The organism is Amycolatopsis thermoflava N1165, assembly GCF_000473265.1.
GTDB lineage: Bacteria > Actinomycetota > Actinomycetes > Mycobacteriales > Pseudonocardiaceae > Amycolatopsis_E > Amycolatopsis_E thermoflava.
In genome coordinates this window covers 8,267,910-8,293,050 of sequence record NZ_KI421511.1, presented here as the reverse complement: position 1 = coordinate 8,293,050, position 25,141 = coordinate 8,267,910, and the positions used below count along the sequence as shown (strand labels likewise).

At 73.5% G+C, this 25,141-nt stretch carries 26 protein-coding genes; 18 read left to right on the top strand and 8 right to left on the bottom strand.

Annotation, left to right across the window (positions count from 1 at the left end; translation table 11 throughout):
* Positions 1-13 precede the first annotated feature (13 nt).
* The 4 genes from AMYTH_RS0141275 to AMYTH_RS0141260 form a co-directional block, all read right to left on the bottom strand.
* Positions 14-1,294, bottom strand: a complete 1,281-nt coding sequence (locus tag AMYTH_RS0141275) for a lysine N(6)-hydroxylase/L-ornithine N(5)-oxygenase family protein (RefSeq protein WP_027935152.1) — start codon at positions 1,292-1,294, stop codon at positions 14-16.
* Positions 1,291-2,709 (bottom strand): pyridoxal phosphate-dependent decarboxylase family protein, encoded by a 1,419-nt coding sequence (locus AMYTH_RS0141270; RefSeq protein WP_027935151.1) that lies wholly within the window; start codon positions 2,707-2,709, stop codon positions 1,291-1,293. Before AMYTH_RS0141270 ends, AMYTH_RS0141275 begins: the two co-directional genes overlap by 4 nt.
* A 147-nt stretch (positions 2,710-2,856) precedes the next feature.
* A complete protein-coding gene (locus AMYTH_RS0141265) occupies positions 2,857-3,807 on the bottom strand; it encodes an LLM class F420-dependent oxidoreductase (protein WP_027935150.1) in 951 nt (316 codons plus the stop codon).
* Positions 3,804-5,888 (bottom strand): S9 family peptidase, encoded by a 2,085-nt coding sequence (locus AMYTH_RS0141260; RefSeq protein WP_027935149.1) that lies wholly within the window; start codon positions 5,886-5,888, stop codon positions 3,804-3,806. Before AMYTH_RS0141260 ends, AMYTH_RS0141265 begins: the two co-directional genes overlap by 4 nt.
* 102 nt (positions 5,889-5,990) lie before the next feature.
* Here AMYTH_RS0141260 and AMYTH_RS0141255 point away from each other — a divergent pair, with 102 nt between their 5' ends.
* The 7 genes from AMYTH_RS0141255 to AMYTH_RS0141225 all read left to right on the top strand — a co-directional run bounded on the left by AMYTH_RS0141255 (position 5,991) and on the right by AMYTH_RS0141225 (position 10,859).
* Positions 5,991-6,338, top strand: coding sequence for a VOC family protein (locus tag AMYTH_RS0141255; RefSeq protein WP_027935148.1), 348 nt, complete (start codon positions 5,991-5,993; stop codon positions 6,336-6,338).
* A gap of 8 nt (positions 6,339-6,346) precedes the next feature.
* Complete coding sequence (locus AMYTH_RS0141250; protein WP_027935147.1) at positions 6,347-6,697, top strand: ArsR/SmtB family transcription factor; 351 nt, start codon at positions 6,347-6,349, stop codon at positions 6,695-6,697.
* On the top strand, positions 6,694-7,176 hold the full coding sequence (locus AMYTH_RS0141245; protein ID WP_027935146.1) for an SRPBCC domain-containing protein: 483 nt from the start codon (positions 6,694-6,696) through the stop codon (positions 7,174-7,176). Before AMYTH_RS0141250 ends, AMYTH_RS0141245 begins: the two co-directional genes overlap by 4 nt.
* The gene (locus AMYTH_RS0141240) at positions 7,173-7,445 is read left to right on the top strand and encodes a YciI family protein (protein WP_020419982.1); all 273 of its coding nucleotides are present in this window, start codon (positions 7,173-7,175) and stop codon (positions 7,443-7,445) included. The genes AMYTH_RS0141245 and AMYTH_RS0141240 overlap by 4 nt, the downstream gene beginning before the upstream one ends.
* A gap of 106 nt (positions 7,446-7,551) precedes the next feature.
* The gene (gene rocD / locus AMYTH_RS0141235) at positions 7,552-8,757 is read left to right on the top strand and encodes an ornithine--oxo-acid transaminase (RefSeq protein ID WP_027935145.1); all 1,206 of its coding nucleotides are present in this window, start codon (positions 7,552-7,554) and stop codon (positions 8,755-8,757) included.
* 89 nt (positions 8,758-8,846) lie between these two features.
* Positions 8,847-10,220 carry a DUF2252 domain-containing protein gene (locus AMYTH_RS0141230; RefSeq protein WP_027935144.1) on the top strand — a complete coding sequence of 458 codons (1,374 nt, stop codon included), beginning with the start codon at positions 8,847-8,849 and terminating at the stop codon, positions 10,218-10,220.
* Between the two features lie 3 nt (positions 10,221-10,223).
* Positions 10,224-10,859, top strand: a complete 636-nt coding sequence (locus AMYTH_RS0141225) for a phosphatase PAP2 family protein (protein WP_027935143.1) — start codon at positions 10,224-10,226, stop codon at positions 10,857-10,859.
* On the opposite strand, the gene zapE is transcribed toward AMYTH_RS0141225, so the two are convergent.
* Entirely contained in the window at positions 10,762-11,790 is a 1,029-nt protein-coding gene (gene zapE / locus AMYTH_RS0141220; RefSeq protein ID WP_027935142.1) for a cell division protein ZapE, read from the bottom strand. The two genes, AMYTH_RS0141225 and zapE, sit on opposite strands and share 98 nt — an antisense overlap.
* Positions 11,791-11,845: 55 nt before the next feature.
* On the opposite strand from zapE, the gene AMYTH_RS0141215 reads away from it, so the two are divergent.
* The 5 genes from AMYTH_RS0141215 to AMYTH_RS0141195 all read left to right on the top strand — a co-directional run bounded on the left by AMYTH_RS0141215 (position 11,846) and on the right by AMYTH_RS0141195 (position 17,250).
* Positions 11,846-12,601 carry a pyrimidine reductase family protein gene (locus AMYTH_RS0141215; protein WP_209440817.1) on the top strand — a complete coding sequence of 252 codons (756 nt, stop codon included), beginning with the start codon at positions 11,846-11,848 and terminating at the stop codon, positions 12,599-12,601.
* 65 nt (positions 12,602-12,666) lie between these two features.
* Positions 12,667-13,740, top strand: a complete 1,074-nt coding sequence (locus AMYTH_RS0141210; RefSeq protein ID WP_037323065.1) for an ATP-dependent DNA ligase — start codon at positions 12,667-12,669, stop codon at positions 13,738-13,740.
* Complete coding sequence (locus AMYTH_RS0141205) at positions 13,740-14,294, top strand: hypothetical protein (protein WP_027935139.1); 555 nt, start codon at positions 13,740-13,742, stop codon at positions 14,292-14,294. The genes AMYTH_RS0141210 and AMYTH_RS0141205 overlap by 1 nt, the downstream gene beginning before the upstream one ends.
* A gap of 83 nt (positions 14,295-14,377) precedes the next feature.
* Positions 14,378-15,895 (top strand): alpha/beta hydrolase, encoded by a 1,518-nt coding sequence (locus AMYTH_RS0141200; protein ID WP_027935138.1) that lies wholly within the window; start codon positions 14,378-14,380, stop codon positions 15,893-15,895.
* Positions 15,896-15,963: 68 nt separating this feature from the next.
* Entirely contained in the window at positions 15,964-17,250 is a 1,287-nt protein-coding gene (locus tag AMYTH_RS0141195; RefSeq protein WP_228685183.1) for a glycosyltransferase 87 family protein, read from the top strand.
* On the opposite strand, the gene AMYTH_RS0141190 is transcribed toward AMYTH_RS0141195, so the two are convergent.
* Genes AMYTH_RS0141190 through ligD form a run of 3 tightly spaced genes read right to left on the bottom strand, consistent with a single transcriptional unit; the run spans position 17,187 to position 20,315 of the window.
* Positions 17,187-18,200 carry an LLM class flavin-dependent oxidoreductase gene (locus tag AMYTH_RS0141190; protein ID WP_027935136.1) on the bottom strand — a complete coding sequence of 338 codons (1,014 nt, stop codon included), beginning with the start codon at positions 18,198-18,200 and terminating at the stop codon, positions 17,187-17,189. The genes AMYTH_RS0141195 and AMYTH_RS0141190 overlap by 64 nt on opposite strands.
* Before the next feature lie 7 nt (positions 18,201-18,207).
* Positions 18,208-19,269, bottom strand: coding sequence for an AI-2E family transporter (locus AMYTH_RS0141185; RefSeq protein WP_027935135.1), 1,062 nt, complete (start codon positions 19,267-19,269; stop codon positions 18,208-18,210).
* Between the two features lie 26 nt (positions 19,270-19,295).
* Positions 19,296-20,315 carry a non-homologous end-joining DNA ligase gene (gene ligD, locus AMYTH_RS0141180; protein ID WP_027935134.1) on the bottom strand — a complete coding sequence of 340 codons (1,020 nt, stop codon included), beginning with the start codon at positions 20,313-20,315 and terminating at the stop codon, positions 19,296-19,298.
* A 45-nt stretch (positions 20,316-20,360) separates the two neighbouring features.
* Here ligD and AMYTH_RS46560 point away from each other — a divergent pair, with 45 nt between their 5' ends.
* The 6 genes from AMYTH_RS46560 to AMYTH_RS0141150 all read left to right on the top strand — a co-directional run bounded on the left by AMYTH_RS46560 (position 20,361) and on the right by AMYTH_RS0141150 (position 25,067).
* Positions 20,361-21,098: a TVP38/TMEM64 family protein gene (locus tag AMYTH_RS46560; RefSeq protein ID WP_027935133.1), complete on the top strand. Its 738-nt coding sequence runs from the start codon at positions 20,361-20,363 to the stop codon at positions 21,096-21,098.
* A gap of 67 nt (positions 21,099-21,165) precedes the next feature.
* The gene (locus tag AMYTH_RS0141170) at positions 21,166-22,668 is read left to right on the top strand and encodes a serine/threonine-protein kinase (protein ID WP_027935132.1); all 1,503 of its coding nucleotides are present in this window, start codon (positions 21,166-21,168) and stop codon (positions 22,666-22,668) included.
* Between the two features lie 15 nt (positions 22,669-22,683).
* Positions 22,684-22,974 carry a hypothetical protein gene (locus tag AMYTH_RS0141165; protein WP_020422370.1) on the top strand — a complete coding sequence of 97 codons (291 nt, stop codon included), beginning with the start codon at positions 22,684-22,686 and terminating at the stop codon, positions 22,972-22,974.
* 22 nt (positions 22,975-22,996) lie between these two features.
* On the top strand, positions 22,997-23,419 hold the full coding sequence (gene msrB, locus AMYTH_RS0141160) for a peptide-methionine (R)-S-oxide reductase MsrB (protein ID WP_020422371.1): 423 nt from the start codon (positions 22,997-22,999) through the stop codon (positions 23,417-23,419).
* A gap of 42 nt (positions 23,420-23,461) precedes the next feature.
* Positions 23,462-24,178, top strand: coding sequence for a TIGR04222 domain-containing membrane protein (locus AMYTH_RS0141155; RefSeq protein WP_027935131.1), 717 nt, complete (start codon positions 23,462-23,464; stop codon positions 24,176-24,178).
* Positions 24,147-25,067 (top strand): TIGR04222 domain-containing membrane protein, encoded by a 921-nt coding sequence (locus AMYTH_RS0141150; RefSeq protein WP_228685179.1) that lies wholly within the window; start codon positions 24,147-24,149, stop codon positions 25,065-25,067. Before AMYTH_RS0141155 ends, AMYTH_RS0141150 begins: the two co-directional genes overlap by 32 nt.
* Positions 25,068-25,141 lie beyond the last annotated feature (74 nt).

The following is a 25,141-nucleotide window of genomic DNA, read 5'->3' as shown; positions in this document are numbered from 1 at the left end:
GCAGTTTCCACGCTCACTCCTCCAACCCGAACCGCGTGAATGCCGTGCGCGACGGCAACCGGTAGACGGTGCGGCCGCAGACCGCGTTGACGATCGAGGCGGCCCGCCACGCCGCCAGCCCGAGGTCCGGCGCGCCGACCCCGTGCGTGTGCCGTTCGGCGTTCTGCACGAAGATCGCGCCGCCGATCTCCGGCGCGAGCCGCAGCCGGTAGTCGCGCTCGACGACCGCGCGGCCGCTGCCGTCGCGGGCGACCGCGTCCGCCAGCGGCCCGAGCAGCCCGTCCAGCGGCCGCTCCCGGTAGCCGGTGGCGGCGACGACCGCGTCGGTCACCCAGGTCGCGGTGCTGCCTTCCTGCCGGTGCCGCAGGCCCAGCGCGATCCGCTCGCCGTCGCGCCGCGCGGACACCACCTCCACGCCGGGCGTCAGCGTGACGCCGGGCCAGCCGCCGCCCACCGAGCGGCGGTAGAGCTCGTCGTGGATGTCGGCGATGGTGTCGGCGTCGATTCCCTTGTACAGCTGCCATTGCGCGGGCAGCAGCCGGTCGCGCTCGGCCTCCGGCAGGCGGTGGAAGAAGCGCGTGTAGTCGGGCGTGAACTGCTCCAGCCCGAGCTTGGAGTACTCCATCGGCGCGAACGACACCGTCCGCGTCACCCACCGCAGCCCGTCCGGTTGCTTGCGGTGCCGCAGCAGGTCCAGGAACACCTCCGCGCCGGACTGGCCCGAGCCGACGACGGTCACCGCGGGCAGCGCCAGCAGCCGTTCCCGCTCGGACAGGTACTCCGCGGAGTGGATCACCGGCGCGTCCGGATCGTCCGCGAGAGCGCGCAACGGCTCCGGGACGCGGGGTTCGGTGCCGATGCCGAGCACGACGTTGCGCGCGCTGATCTCCCCGGCGGCCGAGCGCAGCCGGAACAACCCGTCGCGCCACTCGATCCCGGTGATGTCCGTGCCGAACCGGCAGCTGTCCAGCCGCTGCGACACCCAGCGGCAGTAGTCGTCGTACTCCGCGCGCGGGATGTGGAAGCGTTCGGCGAAGTAGAACGGGAACAGCCGGTCCTTCGCGCGGAGGTAGTTCAGGAAGGACAGCGCGCTGGTCGGGTCGGCCAGCGACACCAGGTCGGCCAGGAACGGCACCTGCAGGGTCACGCCGTCGAGCAACAGGCCGGGGTGCCAGCGGAACTCCGGGCAGCGGTCGTACACCGCGACGGTCAGGTCGTCGACCGGCTCGGCGAGCGCGGCCAGCGACAGGTTGAACGGGCCGATTCCGACCCCGGCCAGATCGACCGGAGTCACCGCAGGACCACCTCGGCGGACTGCGCCGCGGCGGCCGCGACCACCGACTCCAGCAGCGGCCGGTAGTCCTCGGCGCTCGCGTGCGGGTGCAGCAGGGTCAGCTTGAGCCACACGCCGTCGGACATCGTTGCCCTGCCGACGATCGCGGTGCCTGCCTCCAGCAACGTGCGGCGCACCCGCGCGACCGTTTCGTCGTCGGCGTCCACCGGTTTGAACAGCACGGTGGACAACGTCGGCGCGCCCCACAACCGCAGGCCCGGGTGCCGCTCGATCATGGCCGCGACTTCGGCCGCGGTGGCGCAGCAGTGCTCGACGAGCGCGCCCATGCCGTCGATGCCGAGCGCCCGCAGGGTGACGGCCATCCGGAACGCGTCGGGGCGGCGGGACGTGCGGATGGAGCGGCCGAGCAGGTCCGGCAGCCCGGCCTCGGTGTCGTCGTCCGCGTTGAGGTACTCGGCGCGCACGGACAACGCCGAGAGGTCCGCGGCGTCGCGCACCGCGAGCAGGCCCGCGGAAATGGGCTGCCAGCCGAACTTGTGGGCGTCCAGCGCGACGGAGTCCGCTTCGTCGAGTCCGTCGAGCAGGGGCTTCAGCTTCGCGCTGCACAGGGCGAGACCGCCGTAGGAGGCGTCGACGTGCAGGCGCGCGTTGTGCCGACGGCAGACCGCCGCGAGCTCGCGCAGCGGGTCGATTTCGCCGGTGTCGGTGGTGCCCGCGGTGGCGACCACGACCGCGGGCGAGCCGAGTTCGCGCAGGGTCTCCGCCAGCGCGGCGGGCCGCATGCGTTCGCCGTCGCAGTCCACCAGGACCGGCGCGGGCAGGCCGAGCAGCCACGCGGCACGGGCCACGCTGTGGTGGGCGTTGCGCCCGCACACCGGGCGGACGGCCGGCTCCGGCTCGCGCGCGAGCAGCAGCCCGAGCAGGTTCGACTCGGTGCCGCCGGTGGTGACGACGGCGTCCGGCGCGGGGGCGTCCGGGTAGCAGAGCCGGGCGATCAGGGTGACCAGCTCGCGTTCGATCTCGCTCGCCACCGGCGCCTGGTCCCACGAGTCCATCGACGGGTTGAGCGCGCTCGCCACGACGTCGGCGGCCACGGCGACGGCGAGCGGCGGGCAGTGCAGGTGCGCCGCGCACGCCGGGTCGGCGGGGTCGACCGAGCCCGCGGCCAGCAGCCGGGACATTTCGGAAAGCGCTTGCTCGGCTCCGACACCGGTGGCCCCGGCCAGGGGTTCCGCGCCGGTCAGTGCCGCCACCCCGGCCGCGACGGCGGCAGGCCCGCCCGCCGGGCCCGGCCCGCCGCGTTCCACGGCCCCCGCGCCCATCGCGTCGAGGACCAGCGGGATCAGCTCGGCCAGTCGCCGGTGTCCCGCGCGGCCACCGGCCAGCCCGGCGCACTCCGATGTCGATTCGCCCACTCACCGCTCCTTAGGTATGCCTACGCTAAGCCACGATACGGACACCGTGCGCCGCAGGCACACCCCCGGCGGGCACGTTCCTCCCAAAGTGCCCGCCCGGGGAGCGTTAGTCATGCCGCCAAAGGGGTCACGGCGGCGTGTGCCGGGTCACCGGGGCGCGAGCGCCTCCACCTGCCGCACCGGGTCCTCGCCGGTGGGCAGCAGCGCGATCACCGGCGTGGTCAGCCCGTTGTCCACATAGGACTGCACCTTCTCCCGGCACTCCTCGGGACTGCCGTGCACGACCAGGTCGTCGACCACCTCGTCCGGAATCACCTCGTTCGCCCGTTTCCGGTCGCCCGCGCGCCACGCCTCGTGCATCGGCGCGAGCGCCTCGCCGCGGCCGAGCCAGTCGTGGAACGCCGCGTACACCGGCACGGTGAGGTAGCTGCTGATCAGCATCCGGCCGAGGCCGCGCGCGGCCTCGCGGTCGGTGGTCGGGCAGACGAAGATCCGCGCCGCCAGCTCGGTGTCCGGCCCGATCTCGGCGCGCACCTGGCGGACGTCGGCAGGCGAGAGCCAGTTCGTGATCGCGCCGTCGGCCTCCTTGGCGGCCAGCTTCAGCATGCCGGGCCGCAGCGCGGCGAGCATGATCGGCGGCGCCGGCTCCGGCGCGCGCTCGAGCCGGAACTTGCTGACCGAGAAGGTCTCGTACTCCGCGGTGACCTTCTCCCCCGCCAGCGCGGCGCGCAGGAACCGCAGTGTGTCCCTGGTGCGGGCGAACGGTTTGGCGAACTCGGCGGCGTTCCAGTTCTGCACGATCACCGGCGAGGACGCGCCGATGCCGAGCACGAACCGGCCGGGCGCGGCCTCGGCCAGGGTCGCCGCGGACATCGCGAGCAGCCCGGGACCGCGGGTGTACACCGGCACAATCGCGGTGCCCAGCCGCAGCTCCGGCGCCCACTGCGAAGCCAGCAGCAGCGGCGAGAACGCGTCCGTCCCGGCAGTTTCGGCCGACCACGCGTCGGTGTAGCCGAGCGCGGGCAGGCGCTCGATCAGCTCACGGTGCGCGGTCAGCGGCACCCCGGTCAGCGGAATCGTGATTCCCCAGCGCTTCATCGCGCAGCAGCCTCCAGCTCTCGTTTGATCCAGTCCACCTGGACCCTCATCAGGTTCTCCGCGACCTCTTCGGCCTGCGGCGTCATGTGGGTCGCGCCGACCAGCGGCAGGAACACGTGCGGGCGGCCGGCGGCCAGCAGCGCCGAGGACAGCCGCAGCGCGTGCGCGACGAACACGTTGTCGTCGGCGAGGCCGTGCACGATCAGCAACGCGCGCCGCAGCTCCGGCGCACTGGCGATCAACGAGTTGCGCTCGTAGGAGTCCGGCTCCTCGTCCGGCACGCCGAGGTAGCGCTCGGTGTAGTGGGTGTCGTAGAGGGACCAGTCGGTGACCGGCGCGCCCGCGACCGCCGCGTGGAAGACGTCCGGGCGGCGCAGCACGGCCAGCGCGGACAGGTACCCGCCGTAGGACCAGCCGCGGATCGCGACCCGGGACAGGTCGAGCTCCGGATGGTCGGCGGCGACCGCGTGCAGGGCGTCCACCTGGTCGGTGAGCGTCACCTCGGCCAGCTCGCGCACGATCTCCTTCTCCCACGCCGGCCCCCGGCCGGGGGTGCCGCGGCCGTCCGCGACCAGGACCGCGAAGCCCTGGTCGGCCAGCCACTGCGAGGTGAGGAAGGCGTTGCGGCTCTGCAGGACGCGCTGCGCGTGCGGGCCGCCGTAGGGGTCGAGCAGGACGGGCAGCTTGCCGTCCCCGGGCCGGTAGCCGGTGGGCAGCAGCAGCGCGGCGCGCAGGCCGCGCTCGCCGACGGTGAGCCATTCCGGCTCGGGCTCGAGTCCCGGGTCGACCGGGTAGGACCGGACCTCGGCGAGCGGGCGGCCGTTGCGCAGCACGCTCACTTCGGGGCCGCTGCGGCGCAGGCTCCACGACGACAGCACGGTGATCTCCGCGGTGCCCGCGCCCACGTGCACGCCGTCGGCGTCGGACAGCCGGGCCACGCCGTCCGGGCCGGTGCGGTAGACGTGGATCTGCGTCGGGTCGTCCTCGCTCGCGCTGAACAGGACCTCGGCCCCGACGTGCAGCACCGAGCGGACCTGCAGGCCCGGCCCGGTGACCGGCTCGCCGTCGACCACCAGCCGGTAGCTGCCGTCCGCGGCGCTGACGTGCACGAGCCGCCCGTCGGTGGTCCAGGCGGGCACGCCGGGGACGATCTCGACCCAGTGCGGATCTGTCTCGGTGTGCAGGAGCTTGGTGGAGCCGTCGGCGGGGTCGACCGCGTAGAACGCGAGTTCGCGCTGGTCGCGGGGCTGCACGGCGAGCAGCGGCGGGCCGCCTGCCGACCAGTGCACGGCGACGAGGTACTCCCAGTCGCCGCGCTCGACGTCCACGCGGGTGCCGTCGAGACCGAAGAACGCCAGCGAGACGTCGACGTTCGTGGTGCCCGCCGCCGGGTACGCGACGGTGTTCGCGCCGCCCTCGGGGTGGGCCGGGTCGGAGATGGTCCAGCGGGGCACGTCCGCCCGGTCGGTGCGTTCGACCAGCAGGGTCTGCCCGTCGGGCGACCACCAGTAGCCGCGGGCGCGGCCCAGCTCCTCGGCGGCGATGAACTCGGCCAGCCCCCAGGCGATGTCGTCGCCGTCCTCGCCGGCCAGCACCGTGTCCTCGCGCGTGGCGAGGTCGATGACGCGCAGCTTGCGGTCGCGGACGTAGGCGATGTGGGTGCCGGTGGGGTTCGGCCGCGGGTCCACGACCGAGGTGTCGACCAGTTCGGTCACCTCGCGGCTGCCCAGGTCGACTGTGTAGAGCTTGCCGGACAAGGAGAAGGCGGCCAGGCGGAACTCGTCGTCGACGGCGTAGCCCACCACGCCGCCCGCGCTCTCCCGCATGCGCTCGCGGCGGGCCCGCTCCTCCGGCGGCAGCTCCTCCTCACCGGGCAGCAGCTCGGCGGCGTCCACGACCTTGGTCTCGGCGCCCCGGGTGAGGTCGAGTTCCCAGAGGCTGTTGCGCCGGTCGGTGCCGGACTCCGAACGTAGGAACAGCAGGCGCGACCCGTCGGGCGCGACGCGGAACTCGCGCGGGGTGCCGAGGGTGAAGCGCTGGGTGCGGGCCTGCTGGCGGAGGAAGGAGAGCTCGTCGGTCACGCCTCGCACTCTGTCAAACGACGCCCGGTCTTGGCGAGCGGTGGTTGACTCCTTCTGTCAGTGTTCGCTAACGTTAGCGAACACTGACAGAAAGGATCGGTCATGGGACAGCAGGTCGCGTTCTTCGAAGTGATCAGCGCGAACGCCGAACGGGCCCGGAAGTTCTACGCGGAGCTGTTCGACTGGCAGGTCGACGCCGACCCGGCGATGGGCGGCTACGCGCTCGTCGACACGGGCGGAGGCATCGGCGGCGGGATCGGGCCTTCGACGGGCCCCGGCGACACCGGCATCAAGATCTACATGCGGGTCGACGACCTCGACACGTACCTGGACCGGGCGGAGCGGCTGGGCGGGAAGCGGCTGGTGCCGCCCACCGACCTCCCCGGCGACTTCGGGCGGTTCGCCATCTTCGCCGACCCGGACGGCAACCAGGTCGGACTCTGGGCGTAGGAGCGGGCATGACGGACGACGAGCGGACGGACGAGGCGCTGCGGGCGCTCGCGGAGCCAAGGCGGCGCGCGATCCTCCGGCTGGTCGCCAACGACGAGCTGGCCGCAGGCGAGATCGCGGAGTCCTTCGACGTGAGCCGCACGGCGGTCAGCCAGCACCTCACCGTCCTGAAGAACGCGGGACTGCTCGACGAGCGGCGCGACGGCACCCGACGGCTCTACCGCGCCCGCCCGGACGGCCTCGCCGGGCTACGGCAGTTCCTCGACGACATGTGGGCCTCGTCCCTCGACACGGCCCGGCGGCTGGTCGAAGCTGAGCGGGGGATCGGCGAAGACGACACGGCGAGAGGATCGGCATGACCGACATCCTGAGCCGGCCGCCGGTGCGGCAGGCGACCCTCGTGCGCAGCGACGCCGCGCACACCTTCGACACGTTCGTCCGCACGATCGGCGTCTGGTGGCCGGTCGAGCCGTTCTCCCGCGGCGGGGACCGGGTGCGGGACGTGACCTTCGAGCGCCGCACGGGCGGCCGCGTCTACGAGACGTGGGACGACGGCACCGAGCACGACTGGGGCGAGGTGCTCGCGTGGGATCCGCCGGAGCGGTTCACCATGACCTGGCTGGTCACCCCGGCGCCCACCGAGGTCGAGCTGACCTTCCGGGCGCTGGGCCCCGCGCTGACCCGGGTGGCGGTGGAGCACCGCGGCTGGGAGGCGCTCAGCGACGAGCAGGTGCGGGCGTCCTGCGCGCTCGGCGGCGGTTACGCCGGCGGCGCGTTCACCGAGGGCTGGGCGCGGATCCTGGGCCGGCTCACCGAGGCGGCGGAGCGTGCGGCATGAAGTACCTGGTGTTCTACGAGCCGGCGGACAACGTCCTGGAGCGCGGCGCCCCGCACATGGACGCCCACTCGGCGCGGATCCGCGAGTTCCACGCCCGCGGCGACCTGCTGCTCGTCGGCACTCTGGAGAACCCGCAGGTGAACGGGTCGCTCAGCGTGTTCCGCACGCGCGAGGCCGCGGAGGAGTTCGTGGCGGGCGACCCGTTCGTGCGCAACGGCGTGGTGAAGAACTGGTACGTCCGGGAGTGGAACGAGGTACTGGCGCCCTGAGCCGTGCAACGAACCGCCGGAATCGCCGAGAACTGCGCAACGATCAGCGTGCCGCAGCAACGATCTACGGATGATTCCGGGCCTGAACTGCCCTTAGCCTGAAGGCATGACGACCTCCGCGGCCGAGTTCATCGCGCTCGACGAGCGCTGGAGCACGCACAACTACCACCCGCTGCCCGTGGTGATCGCCGAAGCCGACGGCGCCTGGGTCACCGACGTCGAGGGCCGCCGGTACCTCGACTTCCTGTCCGCCTACTCGGCGCTGAACTTCGGGCACCGGCACCCCGCCCTGGTCGCCGCGGCGCAGGAGCAGCTCGGGAAGGTCACGCTGACCTCGCGCGCGTTCCACCACGACCAGCTGGGCGCGTTCTGCCGCGAGCTGGCCGAGCTGACCGGCACCGAGATGGTGCTGCCGATGAACTCCGGCGCGGAGGCGGTCGAATCCGCGCTCAAGGTCGCCCGCAAGTGGGCCTACGAGGTCAAGGGCGTGCCGGATGGGCAGGCCGAGATCGTGGTCGCCGGGTCGAACTTCCACGGCCGCACCACGACGATCATCTCGTTCTCCACCGACGAGTCCGCGCGCGCCGGGTTCGGGCCCTACACCCCGGGGTTCACGGTGGTGAAGTACGGGGACGCGGCTGCCCTGCGCGACGCGATCACCGAGCGCACCGCGGCGGTCCTGCTGGAGCCGATCCAGGGCGAGGCCGGGGTGCTGGTGCCGCCGGAGGGGTACCTCGCCGAGGCGCGCCGGCTGTGCGACGAGGCCGGGACGCTGCTGATCGCCGACGAGATCCAGTCCGGGCTGGCCCGCACCGGCACGCTGCTCGCGCTGGAGCCGAGCGGGGTGCGCGCCGACCTCTACACGCTGGGCAAGGCGCTGGGCGGCGGGATCCTGCCCTTGTCCGCGGTGGTCGGGCGCCGGGACGTGCTGGGGGTGCTGAAGCCGGGCGAGCACGGCTCGACCTTCGGCGGCAACCCGCTGGCGTGCGCGGTCGGCCGGGCGGTGATCAAGCTGCTGTCCACGGGCGAGTTCCAGGAGCGGTCGGTGCGGCTGGGCGCGCGCATGCACGCGCGGCTCGGGGAACTGGTCGGGCACGGACTGGCCGAGGTCCGCGGCCGCGGCCTGTGGGCGGGCATCGACATCACGCCGGGCGGGCTGTCCGGCCGCGAGGCGTGCGAAGCCCTGGCGGCGAAGGGGCTGCTGGCGAAGGAAACCCACGGCGCGACGCTGCGGCTGGCGCCACCGCTGGTCATCTCGGAGGCCGATCTGGACCGCGGGCTGGACATCCTGGAGGAGGTCCTGGCCGGCTGACCTCCGCCGCCGCGAGCGTGGGACTCGCGTGGTGCGGGGAAACCGTCCACCCCTCCCGTACGTTGTGCAGGCAACGGAGGGAGCAGGGGATGGAACGGGCACTGGTGCCGGGTGAGCTGAGCGATCCGGAGGAGCTGCACGCGCGGGGCCGGGAGCTGGGGGCACGCACGCCACCGACGGCGCACGATCACGCGGCCGCCGGGGAGCACCGGCCGTCGGTCGCCGAGTTCGTCGAGCACAGCAACGCCGGACGGCTCGGCGACCTGGTCCCGCTGCGGATCGGGCGCATGATCGCCGCCCCGTTCGCGTTCTTCCGCGGCGCGGCCGGGCTGATGGCCGCGGACCTGGCCGGCACCCCGCACAGTGGACTGTCCGCCCAGATCTGCGGTGACGCGCACGCCGCGAACTTCGGCCTGTACGGCACGCCGGACGGGCAGATCGTCATGGACATCAACGACTTCGACGAGACCATCCGCGGGCCGTGGGAGTGGGACCTCAAGCGCCTCGCCGCGAGCCTGGTGCTCGCCGGGCGCGAGGGTGGGGTGTCCGAAGAGGACTGCCGGGACGCGGCCGAGGACGCGGTGAAGTCCTACCGGCGCGTGGTGCGCCAGCTCGGCGAGGCGTCGTTCCTGCGCTCGTGGAACGCGCTCGCCGACGCGGACGCGCTGTCCAAGGTGAAGGCGCACGACCTCGCCGACGAGTTCAGCGAGGCCGCCGAGAAAGCGCGCCGCAACACCAGCGCCCGCGTCGTGGCCAAGTGGACCGAGCGCATCGACGACCACACCACGGGCCTGAGCCACCACCGGTTCGTCGAGGACCCGCCGGTGCTGCGGCACGTCGACGAGGCGACCGCGGACGCCGTGGCCGACGGGCTGGTGTCCTATGTGCACACCCTGCGCGAGTCGCGGCGCAACCTGATCGCCCGCTACCGCATCGCCGACGTCGCCTTCCGCGTCGTCGGCACCGGCAGCGTCGGGTTGCGCAGCTACGTCGTCTTGCTGCACGGCAACACCGACGAGGATTTGGTGCTGCAGGTCAAGGAGGCCCGGCCGTCCGCGCTCACCCCGTACCTGCCGGAGCACCGCACCGAGCACGAGGGCCAGCGCATCGTGCACGGCGCCCGCCTGGTGCAGGCCGAGACGGACATCCTGCTCGGCTGGACCACCATCGAGGGCAGGCCGTTCATCGTGCGGCAGTTCCGGAACATGAAGGGCGCGATCGAGCCGACCGAGCTGGGCGGCAAGGACCTCGACGACTACGGCCGCCTGGCCGGCGCGCTGCTCGCCCGCGCACACATCCGCTCGGTCCACCCGCGGCTGCTGGCGGGATACTTCGACGGTGACGACCAGCTCGACGAGGCCATCGGCCGCTACGCGGTGCGCTACGCCGACCAGACCGAGTCCGACCACGCCGAGCTGGTCACCGCGGTCAAGAACGGCCGCTTCCCGGCCATCACGGACTGACGCGTGAGGTGGGCCGTCGTCGCCGTGTGCGCGGCGGCCGCACTGGCGATCGGCGTCCCGTTCGCCGGCGACACCGCCGCGAGCGGCCTCGACGCGACGGTCACCGCGTGGATCGACGGCGCGTTCAGCGGGCAGCCCGCGCTGCTGCGCCTGTTCGTGCTGCCCACCGAACCGGTCGTGCTGCTGCCGCTGCTCGCGATCGTGGTGCTCGCCTGCGCGCTCGGCCGCCGCTGGGACGGCGTCGCGCTCGCGGTGCTGGGCGTCGCGGCGCCGGTCGCGCTCAACACGTGGGTGCTCAAGCCGCTGTTCGACCGGATGAAGTACGACTACCTCGCCTACCCGAGCGGGCACACGGTCAGCATGGTCGCCACGCTCACGGTGCTGGTGCTGCTCGCCCGGCCCGGGATCGCCCGAGCGGTCACCGCCGGCGTGAGTGCCGTGATCCTCGTGATCGCGGGCATCGGGCTCGTCGGGCTGGGCTACCACTACCCCACCGACGTGGCGGGCGGCGCGTGCTTCGCCGTCGCCGTGGTGCTGGCGCTCAGCTCACCGACGCGGCGTCTCGCGCCAGCGCGGTCAGCCGGCTCACCGCCCGCAGGTACTTCTTCCGGTAGCCCCCCTGCAGCATCTCCTCGGTGAACAGCTCGCCGAGCGATCCGCCGGAGACGACCACCGGGATGGCCCGGTCGTAGAGCCGGTCGGCGAACGCGACCAGCCGCAGCGCCACGTTCTGGTCCGGGGCCGGCCGCACGCCCCGGATGTGCACGACCGACACGCCGTCGACGAGACGGCCGTAGCGGGACGGGTGCAGCTTCGCCAGGTGCGCGCACAACGCGTCGAAGTCGTCGAGCGTCGCGCCTTCGCGGCCCTCCGCCGACGCGCGCAGCGTTTCCTCGTCCACCGGCGGCGGCGCGTCCGGCAGGCCACGGTGCCGGTAGTCCGGCCCGTCCACCCGCACCACGGAGAACCGCGACGACAGCGACTGGATCTCGCGCAGGAAGTCCTCGGCCGCGAACCGGCCCTCGCCGAGCTTGTCCGGCAGCGTGTTCGACGTCGCCGCGACGTACACGCCGGCGTCGGTGAGCTCCCGCAGCAGGCGGGTGACCAGCATCGTGTCGCCCGGGTCGTCCAGCTCGAACTCGTCGATGGCGAGCAGCCGGTGCTCGGACAGCCGCCGCACCGCCTCAGCGAAGCCGAGCGCGCCGACCAGGTGGGTCAGCTCGACGAACGTGCCGTAGGCCTTGGGCGAGGGCGCGTCGTGCCAGGTGGAGGCGAGCAGGTGGGTCTTGCCGACGCCGAACCCGCCGTCCAGGTAGAGGCCCTGCTTGCCCGGCGCGGGCGCGGAGCCGCCGCCGAACAGCGACCGCAGCCTGGACTTCTTCGGCGCCGCCTTCTCGATGCGCGCCGCGAACGCCGAGCACGACTCCACCGCCTGCGCCTGGCTGGGCTCGTCGGGGTTCGGCACGTAGGTGTCGAACCGCACGGCGTCGAAGCGCGGCGGCGGCACGAGGGCGGCGATCAGCTCGTCCGCTCCCAGCTCGGGCTGCCGGTCGGTGAGGTGCGCGGGCATCTTGCGAGGGTATCGGGACCCGGCCGCGCGGCCCTGGCGGCGGCCGCGTGATGTGATGGAGATCGTGCGCAGCCTGTGGCCCGAACCCCTCGACGACGTGACCGACGACGACCTGGACCGGATCTACGGCTACCCGGAGGACCTGGACCGGCCGTTCGTGCAGGCCAACTTCACCTCCTCCGCCGACGGCGCCTCGACGCTGGAAGGCCGGTCCGAGGGCCTGTCCGGGCCCGCGGACAAGCGGATCTTCTTCCACGGCCGCCTGCTCGCCGACGTCGTGCTGGCCGGCGCCGGCACCGTGCGCGCGGAGAACTACCGCGGCGCCCGCACCACCCCCGAGCGTCGCGAGCGCCGGGCCCGGCTCGGGCTCGCCGAGGTCCCGCCGATCGCCGTGGTCACCGGCAGCGCGCGCCTCGACCCTGCGGCGCCGCTGTTCACCGACACGACGGTGCCGCCGATCGTCATCACCACCGAGCACGCCCCAGCGGACCGGCGGAAGGCGCTCGCCGACGCGGGCGCGGACCTCCTCATCGCGGGCGCGGAGACCATCGACCTGCGGCTGGCGCTGGACGGGCTGGCCGACCGGGGGCTGCTCCGGGTCAACTGCGAGGGCGGCCCGCACCTGTTCGGCGAACTGGTCGCCGAGGACCTGGTCGACCAGCTGTGCCTGACCGTCGCGCCGCTGCTTGCCGGTGGCGGCGCGGACCGCATCGCGATCGGCCGCATGGCCAGCGAGGCGCGGGACATGGATCTGGCATCGATCCTGGTCGAAGACGGTTTCACGATGCTGCGGTACCGCCGTCGCCTCTAAGGCCGGCCCCTCGCCCACCACCACCCTCAATGGACACGCTCCGCGTGGCTGTCCAGACTGGGAACATGCTGCCGCTCACCCCGCCGGTCCAGCCGATGCTGGCGAAGCCGGCGAAGTCGATCCCGGACTCCGACGAGCTGCTCTTCGAACCGAAGTGGGACGGCTTCCGCTGCCTCGTCTTCCGCGACGGCGACGAGCTGACCCTGCAGTCGCGCGCCGGGAAGCCGCTGAACCGGTACTTCCCGGAAGTGCTGGCGCAGCTGCCGCCGCGGCTGCCGGAGCGGGTGGTGCTGGACGGCGAGCTGGTCGTCGGCCGCGAAGGACACCTGGACTTCGACGCGCTGACCGAGCGGATCCACCCGGCCGAATCCCGCATCCGGCTGCTCGCCGAGCAGACGCCGGCCACGTTCGTCGCGTTCGACCTGCTCGCGCTGGGCGACGAGGCGTTCCTCGGCGAGCCGACCGGCGCGCGGCGGGAGCGTCTGGCGAAGCTCGCCGGGCAGGACCTGAACATCACGCCGGCGACCACCGACCCGGCGACCGCGCGGCACTGGTTCGAGCTGTTCGAGGGCGCCGGCCTGGACGGGGTCATCGGCAAGCCGCTGGACGCCGGGTACGAACCGGGCAAGCGGATCATGATCAAGTACAAGCACTCGCGCACCGCCGACTGCGTGGTGGCCGGGCTGCGGTGGCACAAGGACTCCACCCCCGGCGAGGCGGTCGGCTCGCTGCTGCTCGGGCTGTACGACGACAACGGCGTGCTGCACCACCCCGGTGTGGTGGGGTCGTTCCCGGTGAAGCGGCGCAAGGAGCTGGCGGCCGAGTTCGCCGGCCTGATCACCGACGGCGGCGGGCACCCGTGGCTGGAGGGCACCACCGAGGGGCAGCGCCTGCCCGGCGGCATCACGCGGTGGCGATCCACCGAGCAGCCATGGGTGCCGGTGCGGCCGGAGCGGGTCGTCGAGGTCGCCTACGAGCACACCGAAGGCGGCCAGCCGTCGCGGTTCCGGCACACCGCGCAGTTCATCCGGTGGCGCCCGGACCGCGAGCCGGAGTCGTGCACGTACGCCCAGCTGGAGGAGGTCGCCCGCTACGACCTGGACGCCGTCTTCCACGGCGAGGTCAAGCGGACCCGCTGATGGCAGGCCGGGTGGAACGGCAGGCGCTGCGGAGCCGGGGACGGCTGGCCGTCCTCGCGACGGCCCACCTGTGCCGCCGCCGATCGCCCGAGGCGCTCGTGCGGGTGATGTGCCAGGCCCGGAACGACGAGGCGGCCCACCGGGCGCGCACCACGCTGGAGCGGTTGTGGCACCGCAGCCCGCTGTGGCGCGAGAAGATCTGGGACGTCATGCGGGAGGTCATGGCGGCCGAGGGCGACCGCAACGCCCGGGACGGCCGGGATCTGCCGTGGGTGGCCATCCTGGCCCTCCTGGACGCCCGGCCCGAGCTCGTGGCCCGCTACGACCGGCGCGAACTGCGCGAGATGCTGCTGAGCGCGGCGGACGAGCCCGGCGTGCCGTACGTGGTGGCCGCCGCCCGCCACGTGCTGGACCGACTGTCGGCCGAACCCGCCCCGCTCGCCTCGCCGATGTCCCCGCGGCCGTCCGCGCCCCGCCACCACACGCCGGGGGGAACCGGGACCGCGGGCTCCGGCGGGTTCAGCGCGGGCGGGTTCACCGCCCACGGCGCCTGAGCGCACCGACCCCGCTCACCACGGGTAAACGGGCGTCGTGCGAACCTCGGGGGCGAACACGCACCAAGGGAAAGAGGAACGTCGTGCCGCGCCGTGGTCTCGTGCTCGCTGTGCTGCTGCCGGCCCTCCTCGCCGGCTGCACGGCGGGACCGTCGAAACGGCCGCCGGTCGTGGAGAACGACGAGCCGGTGTCCTCCGCGCCGGCCAGCTCCGCCACGGAGGTGCCGCTGCCGCCGCTGACCGAGCCGCGTTCGCCCGCGCTCGACTGGACCGACTGCGACGCGCAGACCCGCAACCGCCTCGGCGCCGAGGCGCCGGGCTACCTGCGGTTCAGCTGCGGCACCGTGATGTCCACACTGGACAACCCGGCGCTGCCGGGCCGCGTCCAGACGCGCGTGTCCGTGCTCAAGGCGGGCAACGGCGCGATCCCGCTGGTCGTGGTCAACGACGTCGCGGGCGAGCCCGGCACCCTCTACGCCGCGCGGCTCGCCTCGACACTGCCGCCCGCGCTGCTGCAGCGGTTTTCGCTGATCGGGGTGGACCGGCGCGGCACCGGCGAGTCCGACCCGCTGTCGTGCGTGCCCGAGGACACCCGCGGCCAGCTGCTCAACCAGGACCCGGCCGACGACGACCTGGAACCGCTGCTGGACGCCGCCCGCAAGGCCGGGCAGCAGTGCGCGATCGACCTCGGCGGCGCACAGCAGTCCTTCGACAGCTGGCGCACCGCAGGCGACCTCGAAGAAATCCGCGGTGAGCTGGGCGTGCCGAAGCTGCACGCGCTCGCCCACGGCGAGGGCTCGCAGGTGCTCATCTCCTACGCCGCCCGGTTCCCGGACCGCGTCGGCCGGTTCGTGATGGACGGCATCCCCGACCCGTCCAGCGACACGGTCACGGTGCTCGGCGACCTGGCCGCCGCGCAGCAGGCCACCCTCGACGCCTACGGCCGCGCCGTCGGCCAGGACGCGGCCGCGACGGTGAACGCCGTGGTGGAGCGGCTGCGCGCGGCGCCGCAGGTCCTGCCCGGCGGCGCGGTGTTCGGCGCGGGCACGGCACTGCGGGCCGTGGTCACCGGGCTCGCCGACCGCACCCGCTGGACCGAGCTGGCCGGCGCGCTGGACGCCGGCCGCGGTGGCGACGTCCGCGGGCTCGCCGCGTTCGTCTCGCCGATGCTCAACGGCTCGGACGTCGCGCCGTCCCGCCTCGACGCCACGCTGGCCACCGAGTGCAACGACACCGTCGTGCGGATGCCCGCCGACCAGATCGCCGGGCTGACCACGCAGCTGCGCGGCCGCTACCCCGTCTTCGGCGGGCTGGTGACGCAGCGGCTCGCGTGGTGCCTGCCGTGGCCGGCGCGCACCGAGTCGCTGCCGACGCTGGGCACGTCCGGGCTGCCGCCGGTACTGGTCACCAGCACCCTGACCGACCCGGTCACGCCGGAAACCGGCACGGTGCGGGCCGCGCAGCAGATCCCGAGCGCGGTGCGCGTCGCGTGGCAGGGCGCCGGGCACGGGGCGCTCGGCTCGCCGTGCGCGGCCGAGGCGGTGCGGGCGTTCCTGGTCGACGGGAAGGTCCCCGCCGACGGCACGCTCTGCCCCGCATAGGGGACCCTGCGCGGCCCCCGTTTAGGCTTGTCCTCCATCCGCCGGACCACTGAGTACTGGGAGTGACTGTGCCGTCTTCCGCGGTCGAGACACCGGCTGTGGCGCCGGCGCCCCGGGACAGCGCGCGACGACCGATTCCCTGGATCGCCGTCTGGCCGGTCCTCGTGCTGGGCGCGGGCGCCGGTTTCTGGTACGTCAGAGAGGTCCTGGCCCAGCTCCCAGCGCTGCTGCACCTGCTCGACCTGGGCGTGTACCGGATCGCGGGCGAACGCGTGCTGGACGGCGTGTCGGTCTACGACACGCCGCTGCTCGGCAACATCCGCGGGCAGTGGGAGTTCGTCTACACCCCGTTCGCCGCGCTGCTGTTCGTGCCGCTGGCGCCACTGAAGGGTGAACTCTTCACGTGGGTGGGCGCGCTCGGTGACTACGCGATGCTGGCCGTCGGGGTGTGGGCGGCGCTGTCGCTGCTGCGGTTCCGGCGCGACGTGCGGCTCGTGTTGTTCAGCCTGCCGGTGGCGGCGCTGCTCATGTGGTGCGAGCCGGTGCGCGAGACGATGGCGTTCGGGCAGGTCAACATCCTGCTGATGACGCTGGTGCTGCTCGACTTGGCGCTGCCCGACTCGTCGAAGGTCAAGGGCGTGCTGATCGGCATCGCCGCCGGGATCAAGCTGACGCCCGCGTTCTTCGTGCTGTACCTGCTGGTGACGCGGCGGTACCGGGCGGCGATCGTCGCGATGGGCACGTTCGTGGTCACCGTGGCCGTCGGGTTCGCGTTCCTGTGGCACGACTCGGTGACGTTCTGGTCCGGCGCGTTCATGGACCCGACGCGGGTCGGCGTGCCGGAGAACCCGTCGAACGAGTCGCTGCGCGGCTTCTTCGCGCGGGCGACCGGGGTGACCGGCGGGATGCAGATCGTGTGGCTGCTCGCCGCGGCCGCGACCGCCGTGGTGTGCCTGCTGCTGGCGCGGCGGCTGGTCGCGCGCGGCGAGGAACTGGTGGCGGCGACGCTGTGCGGCCTGGCGACGACGGCCGTGTCGCCGTACAGCTGGGTGCACCACTGGGTGTGGCTGGCGATGCTGCTGATCTGCCTGGGCAACCTCGCGTTCCGCGGGTCGGTGCTGGGGTGGATCGGCCTGGTCGGCGCCGCGCTCGTCACCTCCGGCGGGGTGCTGCCGCTGATCGGCTTCGAGGCGGACACGGTGCTGGCGTTCAAACCGGCGGGGCTGGAGTGGCTGTTCCAGAACGCCTACATCTGGCTGACGTTCGCGGTGTTCCTGGCGGTCGCGCTGTACTACCGGACGCCGAAGGACCCGGCGGCGCTGCCCGCGGAGAGCACCTCCGCCAGCAGCCGGTAGGACTCCAGCATCTCCGCACGGTCGTACGTGCTCGTGGTCACCAGGACCTCGTCCGCGCCCGTGCGCTCCACCAGCCCCTCCAGTGCCGCGGCCGCTTCGGCAGGGGTGCCTGCGATCTGCCCCGACCGGGCCTCGTCGAAGTAGCGGCGTTCCCGGTCGGTCATCGGGCCGGCCAGGATCTCCGCCGCCGGGCGCAGCGGCGGGAACACGCCGTGCGTGCGCGACCACGCCGACGACCACGCCTCCGGCACCAGCAACCGCTCCGCGGCCTCCCGCGTCTCGGCCACCGCGATCGTCGCCGAGACGATCACGTACGGCGCCGGGCAGCGAACCGACGGGACGAACGACTCCCGGTAGCGCCCGATCGCCTCGATCATGCGCCCCTCACCGCGCACGGCGCCGATCACCAGCGGCAGCCCCAGCTCGGCGGCCAGGTCCGCGCCCGCCCCGGTGGCCAGCAGGAACGCCGGGGCCGGCTGCCCCTCCGCCGGGAACGCGTGCACGCCGGGGAACTCGCCCTGCGTGCCGTCGAGGTAGCCGAGCAGCAGCCGCACCTGCTCACCGAACCGGTCGGCGTCGCCCTTGCCGTGGCCGAGCGCGCGCCGCACGCCGCCGGTGAACCCGACCGACCGGCCCAGCCCCATGTCGACCCGGCCCGGGTGCAGCGCCTCCAGCACGCCGAACTGCTCGGCCACGACGAGCGGCTGGTGGTTGGGCAGCATCACGCCGCCGGTGCCGACGCGGATGGTCGACGTGGCGTCCGCGACCGCGGCGGCCAGCACCGTGGGCGCGGATCCGGCCACGCCCGGCACGCTGTGGTGCTCCGACACCCAGAACCGGTGGTAGCCCAGCGCCTCGGCCTGCCGCGCGAACGCCACGGTCTCCCGCAGCGCCTCGGCGTGGGTGCCGCCTTCGCGGGTGCGGGACCGGTCGAGCACGGACAACTTCACGCCTTGGTCAACACGCCGGCCCCGGCGCCTGTTCCGTCTCCAGCAGCGTCGCGGTGATCGCCCGGATCGTGCTGAGCACGGGCACCGCCAGCAGCGCCCCGATCACCCCGGCCTGCTGCACGCCGACGGCGATCGCCAGGATGACCGCGACCGGGTGCAGCCGCACCGCCCTGCTGGTGATCATCGGCTCCAGCACGTTGCCCTCCAGCTGCTGCACGGCGATCACGATCAGGACGACCAGCAGCGCGGTGAACGGCCCCTCGGCGACCAGTGCGACTAGCGCGGCGAGCAGGCCGGTGACGAACGCGCCGATCATCGGCACGAACCCGCCGAGGAACACCAGCGTCGCCAGGGGCACCACCAGCGGCACCCCGGTGACCCACAGCCCGATGCCGATCCCGACGGCGTCCACCGCCGACACGATGATCAGCGCGAACATGAACGCCGTGAGGTCGTGGAAGGCTCGCTTGCCCGCGGCGTCCACCCGGCGGCGGGCGGAACCGCGGAACGGCAGGGAGAGGAACCGCCAGATCCGCTCGCCGTCGTAGAGCACGAAGACCAGGACGAAGATCGCCAGTGCCAGTCCGGTGAGCACCGATCCGAGCGTGGCGAACGCGTTCCACGCGCCGGTCGCCAACGACTGCTGGTTCGCCGCCACCCACTCCCGCGCCTGGGTCGCCACCTGGTCCAGCTGCTCCGGGCGCACCCCCACCGAGCCGAGCCAGCCGCGCAGCTCCTGGTAGCTCCCGCCGAGCTGGGTGCGCAGGTCGGGCAGGCTGTCCACCACCGTCTTGACCACGAACCACAGCACGGCGCCGACCGCGGCCACCCCGCCGACCAGGACGACCGCCGTCGCCAGCGCCCTCGGCACGTGGTGCCGCGCCAGCCAGGTCACGGCCGGCGCGAGCAGCGCGGCGAGCAGCAGCGCGAGGGCGACGGGGATCACCACGACGGCGAGCGTGGCCAGCACCCTGGCGAGCACCCACAGCGCGGCGGCGACGACCAGCAGTTGCGCGCACACGACGGCGGAGCGGTGGAGCAGCCGGCCGGTGGCCGGGTTCTCGGTCATCCTGCACCGCCATCCCGCGCGGCCCGTCAGCCCTCCGGCCGCGCCCTGCTGGGCTGCACGCGCTTCGGTTCACCTGGCATTTTCGGGTAGTCCGGCGGGTACGGCATCTCGCCGAGCCCGTGGTCCCGCTCGTCGCGGGCGTACCACTCCAGCGCGGTCTCCAGGCCGAACGCCTCGTCGTCGATCGCGGCGTGCGGGTCGCCGTGCCCGGCCAGCCAGTCCGGCACGGTGAGCACGTCGAAGTCGTCCGGGTCGGCCTCGGGCAGCTGCTCCCAGGTCAGCGGCCTCGACACCGTCGCCCGCGGGGTGCCGCGCACCGACCAGGACGAGGCCACGGTCCGGTCCCGCGCCGCCTGGTTGTAGTCGAGGAACACGCGGCCGCCGCGCTCCTCCTTCCACCACGCGATCGTGGCGAGGTCGGGCACGCGCCGCTCCACCTCGCGGCCCAGCGCGATCACCGCGTGCCGCACGTCGACGAAGTCCCACTCCGGCCGGATCCGGACCAGCACGTGCACCCCGCGCCCGCCGGACGTCTTCGGGTACCCGGTCAGCCCGGCGTCCGCCAGCACCTCGCGCACCACCAGCGCGACCCGCACCGCGTCGCCGAACCCGGAGCTGTCCGACGGGTCCACGTCGATCCGAAGTTCGTCCGGGTGGTCCACGTCGGACCGCCGGACGGGCCACGGGTGGAAGTCGAGCGTGCCGAGGTTGGCCGCCCACGCGAACACCGCCGGCTCGGTGGGGCAGACCTCATCCGCGGTGCGCCCGGACGGGAACGTGATCCGCGCGGTCTGCACCCATTCGGGCGCTCCCCTGGGGACCCGTTTGGCGTAGAACGGCTCGCCGGAAACCCCGTCGGGGAACCGTTTCAGCGTCGTCGGCCGTTCCCCGACCGCCCGCAGCAACGGCTCCGCGACCGCGAGGTAGTACTCCACGACCTGCCGCTTGGTGATCCCGCGCTCCGGGAAGTACACCTTGTCCGGATTGGACACCCGCACCACGCGGTCGCCGACCTGGTACTCGACCGCCTCGCCACGTCCTGCCACCGGATCACCGTAGCCCCGCCGGGCCGGTTCCGCGCGTGCCTTACCGTGGACGTCGTGCCCCGCCGCCTGAAGATGGTCATCGCGCTCGTCCTGCTCGCCGGGGCGGTCGTGGCGGCGTTCACACTCCCCGTGCCGAGCCCCGCGGAACTACGCAACTGGGCCGCGGGCGCGGGTCCGGTGACGGCGCTGGTGTTCCTGGCCGCCTACTCGGTACTCACCGTCGCGCCCATACCCCGCACCGTGTTCAACCTCGCGGCCGGGCTCCTGCTCGGTGACGTGCTCGGCATCGTGGTGGCGATCACGGCGACCGCGGTGTCCGGCGCGCTCGGCTTCGGGCTGGCCCGCCTGGTCGGCCGCGACCTCGTGTCCCGCCACCTGGAACGGAAAGTGGTGCGCGCGGTCGACGAGCGGCTCGCCGACGGCGGTGTGCTCGCGGTGGCGTCGCTGCGGCTGATCCCGCTGGTTCCCTTCGCACCACTGGGATACTGCTGCGGGATCCTGTCCGTGCGGTTCCGCCCGTACCTGGCCGGGACCGTCCTCGGCAGCCTGCCCGGCACGGTCGCGGTCGTGGTGCTGGGCGACGCGCTCACCGGCGGCACGCCGCCCGCGCTGCTCGCCTGCTACGGTGCCTTCGCACTCGCCGGGGCCCTTGGCCTGGCCCGAATCGCCCGCGGGACTGCTTACGTCGGGCGCACCGGGCAGCCCGCTACACTCGACCCGGTGCGCGAGGAGATCGTTCGCGCTGAGCCAACCCAGCACTTGCGGAGAGTTTCCGAGGAGTAGTCCCATCGACACCGGTCAGCTGATCGCAGGGCACTATCGCCTCGTTGAGCACATCGGCAGCGGCGCCATGGGGGTCGTGTGGCGCGCGGTCGACGAGCGCCTCGAGCGTTCCGTGGCGGTCAAGCAGATCCTCGCTCAGCCGGGCATGTCCGAAGCCGAACGCAACAGCATGCGGCAGCGTGCCATGCGCGAGGCGAAGAACGCGGCGCGCTTCCAGCACCCGAACGCCATCGTGGTGTTCGACATCGCCGAGCACGGCGGTGATCCCTGCCTCGTCATGGAGTACCTGCCCTCGCGCAGCCTCTCCGCGGTGATCGCCGAGCAGGGCACCCTGCCGCTGGCCGAGGTCGCGCGCATCGGCCACCAGGTCGCCTCCGCGCTGGTCGTCGCGCACCGGGCCGGCATCGTGCACCGGGACATCAAGCCGGCGAACATCCTGATCGACGACAACGGCACCGCGAAGATCACCGACTTCGGCATCTCGCGCGCGGCGGGCGACCTCACGCTCACCCAGACCGGCCTGATCGGCGGCACCCCGGCCTACCTCGCGCCCGAGCTGGCGCGCGGCTCCGACCCGGCGCCTGCCTCCGACGTCTTCTCCCTCGGCGCGACGCTCTACCACGCGCTGGAGGGCCAGCCGCCGTACGGCAACAGCTCCAACCAGCTGGCCCTGCTCTACACGGCGGCGAACGGGCAGGTCATCCCGCCGCGCCAGTCCGGAAAGGCGACCGCGCTGCTGATGAGCCTGCTGCGGGTCGAGCCGGAGGAGCGGCCGACCATGCTGGAGGCCCGCGACCGGCTGGCCGCGCTGGCCAACGGCGAGAAGGACACCAAGGGCACGCTGGTGTCACCGCCGCTGTTCAACGGTGGCGGCCGCCAGCCCGCGGCCGCGGCAGTGGACGCGCCGCCGCCCCCTCCGCCCGGCGAGCGCCCGCCGTGGCAGCGCACCGGCGCCGCCACCGCCGCGCCGCCCGCCCCGCCGCAGCGCAGCCCGCGCAACCCCACCGCCGCGTTCATCCCGCCGCCGAAACCGCCCCAGCAGGCGAAACAGTCCCCGCTGAAGCGCAAGGGCGTGCTGGCCGGCTCGGCGGTAGCTGTGGTCGCCGTGGTCGTGGTCGTGCTGATCGTCCTGCTCAACGGCGGCGACAAGACGAACGGCGGCGCCTCGCAGGCCAACGCGGGCGGCACCACGGCCCCCACCTCCGCGCCGCCCAGCACGCCCAGCAGCGCCGCCCCGGCCGACCTCGGCCAGACGGCCAACACCGGATCGGTGGACTTCGGCTCGGCGGGCCAGGTGGTCAAGGCCTACCTCGACGGCTCGGGATCGCCCCAGGCGTGGGGTCTGCTCACGCCGGCCGCGCAGGCCGTGTTCGGCAGCCAGCAGGCGTTCCAGCAGTACTGGGACGAGCACGAGATCGAGGGCTACAACTCGATCCGCGCGGACAAGGGCGCCAACGCCGACGGTTCCGCCGACATGTCCGTTTCCATCGACGGGGTCGGCCGCGTGTCCTGGCGCGTCGTCAACACGGCGGGCGGGCTGCGGATCGACGCGAACACCAAACTCGGCTGACCTACCCTGGTCGGTATGACCGAAAGCGGCCGCAACCCGCGCTTCGACGACGACCTGGTCGGGCTCGACCCCGACGATCCGGAGGCCCAGGCGTTCGCGCGGCACCTGGACCGGATGCAGCGGTGCGAGCCGGGTTTCACGGTCGAGGGCACGCTGCACAACGTGGCGGAGTTCGCGGAGTCCAGCACGCGGGTCGGCGGGCTGCGGTGGTGGATCGCGGCCACCGTCGTGGTGCTGCTGGTCCTCGGCGTGATCGTCGCCTCGTGGGACATCGTGGTACGGGCCGTGCAGTGGCTCGCCGAGTAGCCTGAACCATATGAAACCTCGCATGGAACCTGTCGTGGGAGCCACCCCGAAGGTGGTCAAGTCGGACCAGGAGTGGCGCGAGCAGCTCTCCCCCGAGGAGTACGCCGTGCTGCGCCAGGCGGGCACCGAGCGGCCGTTCACCGGCGAGTACACCGACACCAAGACCACCGGCATCTACGAATGCCGCGCGTGTGGCGCCGAGCTGTTCCGCAGCGACACCAAGTTCGAGAGCCACTGCGGCTGGCCGTCGTTCTTCGACCCGTCCTCCTCGGACGCCGTGCTGCTGCGCGAGGACCGGTCGCTGGGCATGGTGCGCACCGAGGTGCTGTGCGCGACCTGCCACAGCCACCTCGGCCACCTCTTCGAGGGCGAGGGCTACCCCACGCCGACCGACCAGCGGTACTGCATCAACTCGATCTCCCTGCGCCTGGTGCCCGCCGAGTAAAGCCGCGCCGCGACCCACACCCGCCCGCTACCCTGCGGGCGTATGGGGGCGTACTGGGGGTTGTCCGCCCAGGAGTTCGCCGCGCTCTACGCGGCGCTGGTCCTGGTGCCGCCGGTGGTGCGGCTGCTCGGCCCGGCCCTGCTGCGGTACCGCCGGGTCCGGCCCGGCGCCGAGCGGGTCACGGCGGTCGAGCTGGCGGTGCTGGCAGGCGGACCGGACCGGGCCGTCGACCTGGTGCTCGCGGACCTCGTCCGGCGCCGGTGGATCCGCGTGGACAGCGGTGGCCGGCTGACCACCACGACGACACGGCCCCCAGGGGAGCCGCTCGCCGTCGCCGTGGTGCTGGCGGTGTCGTTCTGGCGCGGTCTGGCCACCGCGCGGACCCTGCGCCTGCACCTGGCGGACAGCCCGCAGATCGGGGAGGTCGTGCGCGGGCTCGCGGCCCGCGGGCTGGTGGTGCCGCCCAGTGACGTGTCCGGCATCCGCATCGCGTGCCGGGTCCTGCTGGTCGGGGTCGTGGTCAGCACCTTCCTGGGCGGTTACGCGGTAGCCGCGATCCCAGTGATGCTGGCCGGTGTGCTCGTCCTCGAGGCGGCCGAGCTCGTCCCGTCGCCGAGGCGCACCGTCGCCGGGAGCCGCCTGCTGCATGGCGCCACGGTCCTGGGAACCGCCACCGGGCCGCGTCCGTCGAACGGCCAAGTGCCGGGGTGGATTCGGAGGTGGCGGGGTGGCTGGTCCGGTGATCCTGGCGGTCGGTGAGGGGCCCGCGTTCTGGGGGCTGCCCACTTCGACGTTCCTCCCGCTCTTCGCCGCGCTGGTGGTGCTGCCCGTGGTGGTGCGCGCGTTCGGCTCGCGGCTGCTCACGCGGCGCGGCGGCGGGCCGCACCACCCGCCGGGGCTGATCGAGCTGGGTTTCCTGGCAGGCGGCCCGGTGCGGGCGGTCGACACCGCGCTCGCCGACCTGGTGGAGCGGCAGCGGATCCGGGTGAGCGGCGCCGGGCGGCTGGCCACGACCGGCGGCCACGCCCCGGCCGACCGGCTGAGCGCGGCGGTCTGGACCGGTGTGCGCGACGGCCGCGGCACCTGGACCGTGCACGACCTGCGTGCCGCGATGCGCGGCCGCGCCGAGTTCGTGGAGCTGCGCGACCGGCTCGCCGGGGATGGGCTGCTGGTCGCGCCCGGCGCGGTGCGCAACGTCCGGCGGCTGGCCACCCTCCTGCTCTTCGCGGTCGTGGTCCTCGCGTTCGTGGCCTTCCCGAGCGGCACGTTCGTGCTGGCGGTGGTGCCGGCCGGGCTCCTCTGGGCGCTCACCGACCGGCGACGACGCGGCCCGGCGCGGACGAAGACCGGCGACAGCGCGCTGCGCACGGCGAGCGTGACCACCGGCGGGGCCGCGCACGCAGTGGCCGTCGGCGGCCTCGGCCGCTACCCGGACCCGGCGATCGCGCAGGCGCTGCTGTCGGCGCCGGCGCCGCAGAAGCCCCGTCGTCGCGGCGGCTGGTCCGGCTCGTCGTCGGGGTACGGCTGCGGGTCGTCGGGCAGCGCCTGCGGGAGCAGTTCGTGCGGCAGCAGCTCGTGTGGCAGCAGTTCGTGTGGCAGCAGTTCGTGTGGCGGCGGGGGCTGCGGGGGTGGCGGCGGTGGTGACTGAGGGGGTCGCTTACGCGGCGCGGCGGCCCACGTCGGCCTGCGGCGGGCTCGGCTGCGACGGTGGTGGAGGTGGTT

What these genes read in the sequence shown, in the direction of transcription:
- AMYTH_RS0141250 (WP_027935147.1), top strand. Translation starts at nt 6,347, where the DNA reads ATGACGGACGACGAGCGGACGGACGAGGCGCTGCGGGCGCTCGCGGAG.
- zapE (WP_027935142.1), bottom strand. Translation starts at nt 11,790, where the DNA reads ATGCCCGCGCACCTCACCGACCGGCAGCCCGAGCTGGGAGCGGACGAG.
- AMYTH_RS0141185 (WP_027935135.1), bottom strand. Translation starts at nt 19,269, where the DNA reads ATGACCGAGAACCCGGCCACCGGCCGGCTGCTCCACCGCTCCGCCGTC.
- AMYTH_RS0141245 (WP_027935146.1), top strand. Translation starts at nt 6,694, where the DNA reads ATGACCGACATCCTGAGCCGGCCGCCGGTGCGGCAGGCGACCCTCGTG.
- AMYTH_RS0141165 (WP_020422370.1), top strand. Translation starts at nt 22,684, where the DNA reads ATGACCGAAAGCGGCCGCAACCCGCGCTTCGACGACGACCTGGTCGGG.
- AMYTH_RS0141215 (WP_209440817.1), top strand. Translation starts at nt 11,846, where the DNA reads ATGGAGATCGTGCGCAGCCTGTGGCCCGAACCCCTCGACGACGTGACC.
- msrB (WP_020422371.1), top strand. Translation starts at nt 22,997, where the DNA reads ATGGAACCTGTCGTGGGAGCCACCCCGAAGGTGGTCAAGTCGGACCAG.
- AMYTH_RS0141155 (WP_027935131.1), top strand. Translation starts at nt 23,462, where the DNA reads ATGGGGGCGTACTGGGGGTTGTCCGCCCAGGAGTTCGCCGCGCTCTAC.
- AMYTH_RS0141230 (WP_027935144.1), top strand. Translation starts at nt 8,847, where the DNA reads ATGGAACGGGCACTGGTGCCGGGTGAGCTGAGCGATCCGGAGGAGCTG.
- rocD (WP_027935145.1), top strand. Translation starts at nt 7,552, where the DNA reads ATGACGACCTCCGCGGCCGAGTTCATCGCGCTCGACGAGCGCTGGAGC.
- AMYTH_RS0141205 (WP_027935139.1), top strand. Translation starts at nt 13,740, where the DNA reads ATGGCAGGCCGGGTGGAACGGCAGGCGCTGCGGAGCCGGGGACGGCTG.
- AMYTH_RS0141240 (WP_020419982.1), top strand. Translation starts at nt 7,173, where the DNA reads ATGAAGTACCTGGTGTTCTACGAGCCGGCGGACAACGTCCTGGAGCGC.
- AMYTH_RS0141265 (WP_027935150.1), bottom strand. Translation starts at nt 3,807, where the DNA reads ATGAAGCGCTGGGGAATCACGATTCCGCTGACCGGGGTGCCGCTGACC.
- AMYTH_RS0141210 (WP_037323065.1), top strand. Translation starts at nt 12,667, where the DNA reads ATGCTGCCGCTCACCCCGCCGGTCCAGCCGATGCTGGCGAAGCCGGCG.
- AMYTH_RS0141255 (WP_027935148.1), top strand. Translation starts at nt 5,991, where the DNA reads ATGGGACAGCAGGTCGCGTTCTTCGAAGTGATCAGCGCGAACGCCGAA.
- AMYTH_RS0141170 (WP_027935132.1), top strand. Translation starts at nt 21,166, where the DNA reads ATGGGGGTCGTGTGGCGCGCGGTCGACGAGCGCCTCGAGCGTTCCGTG.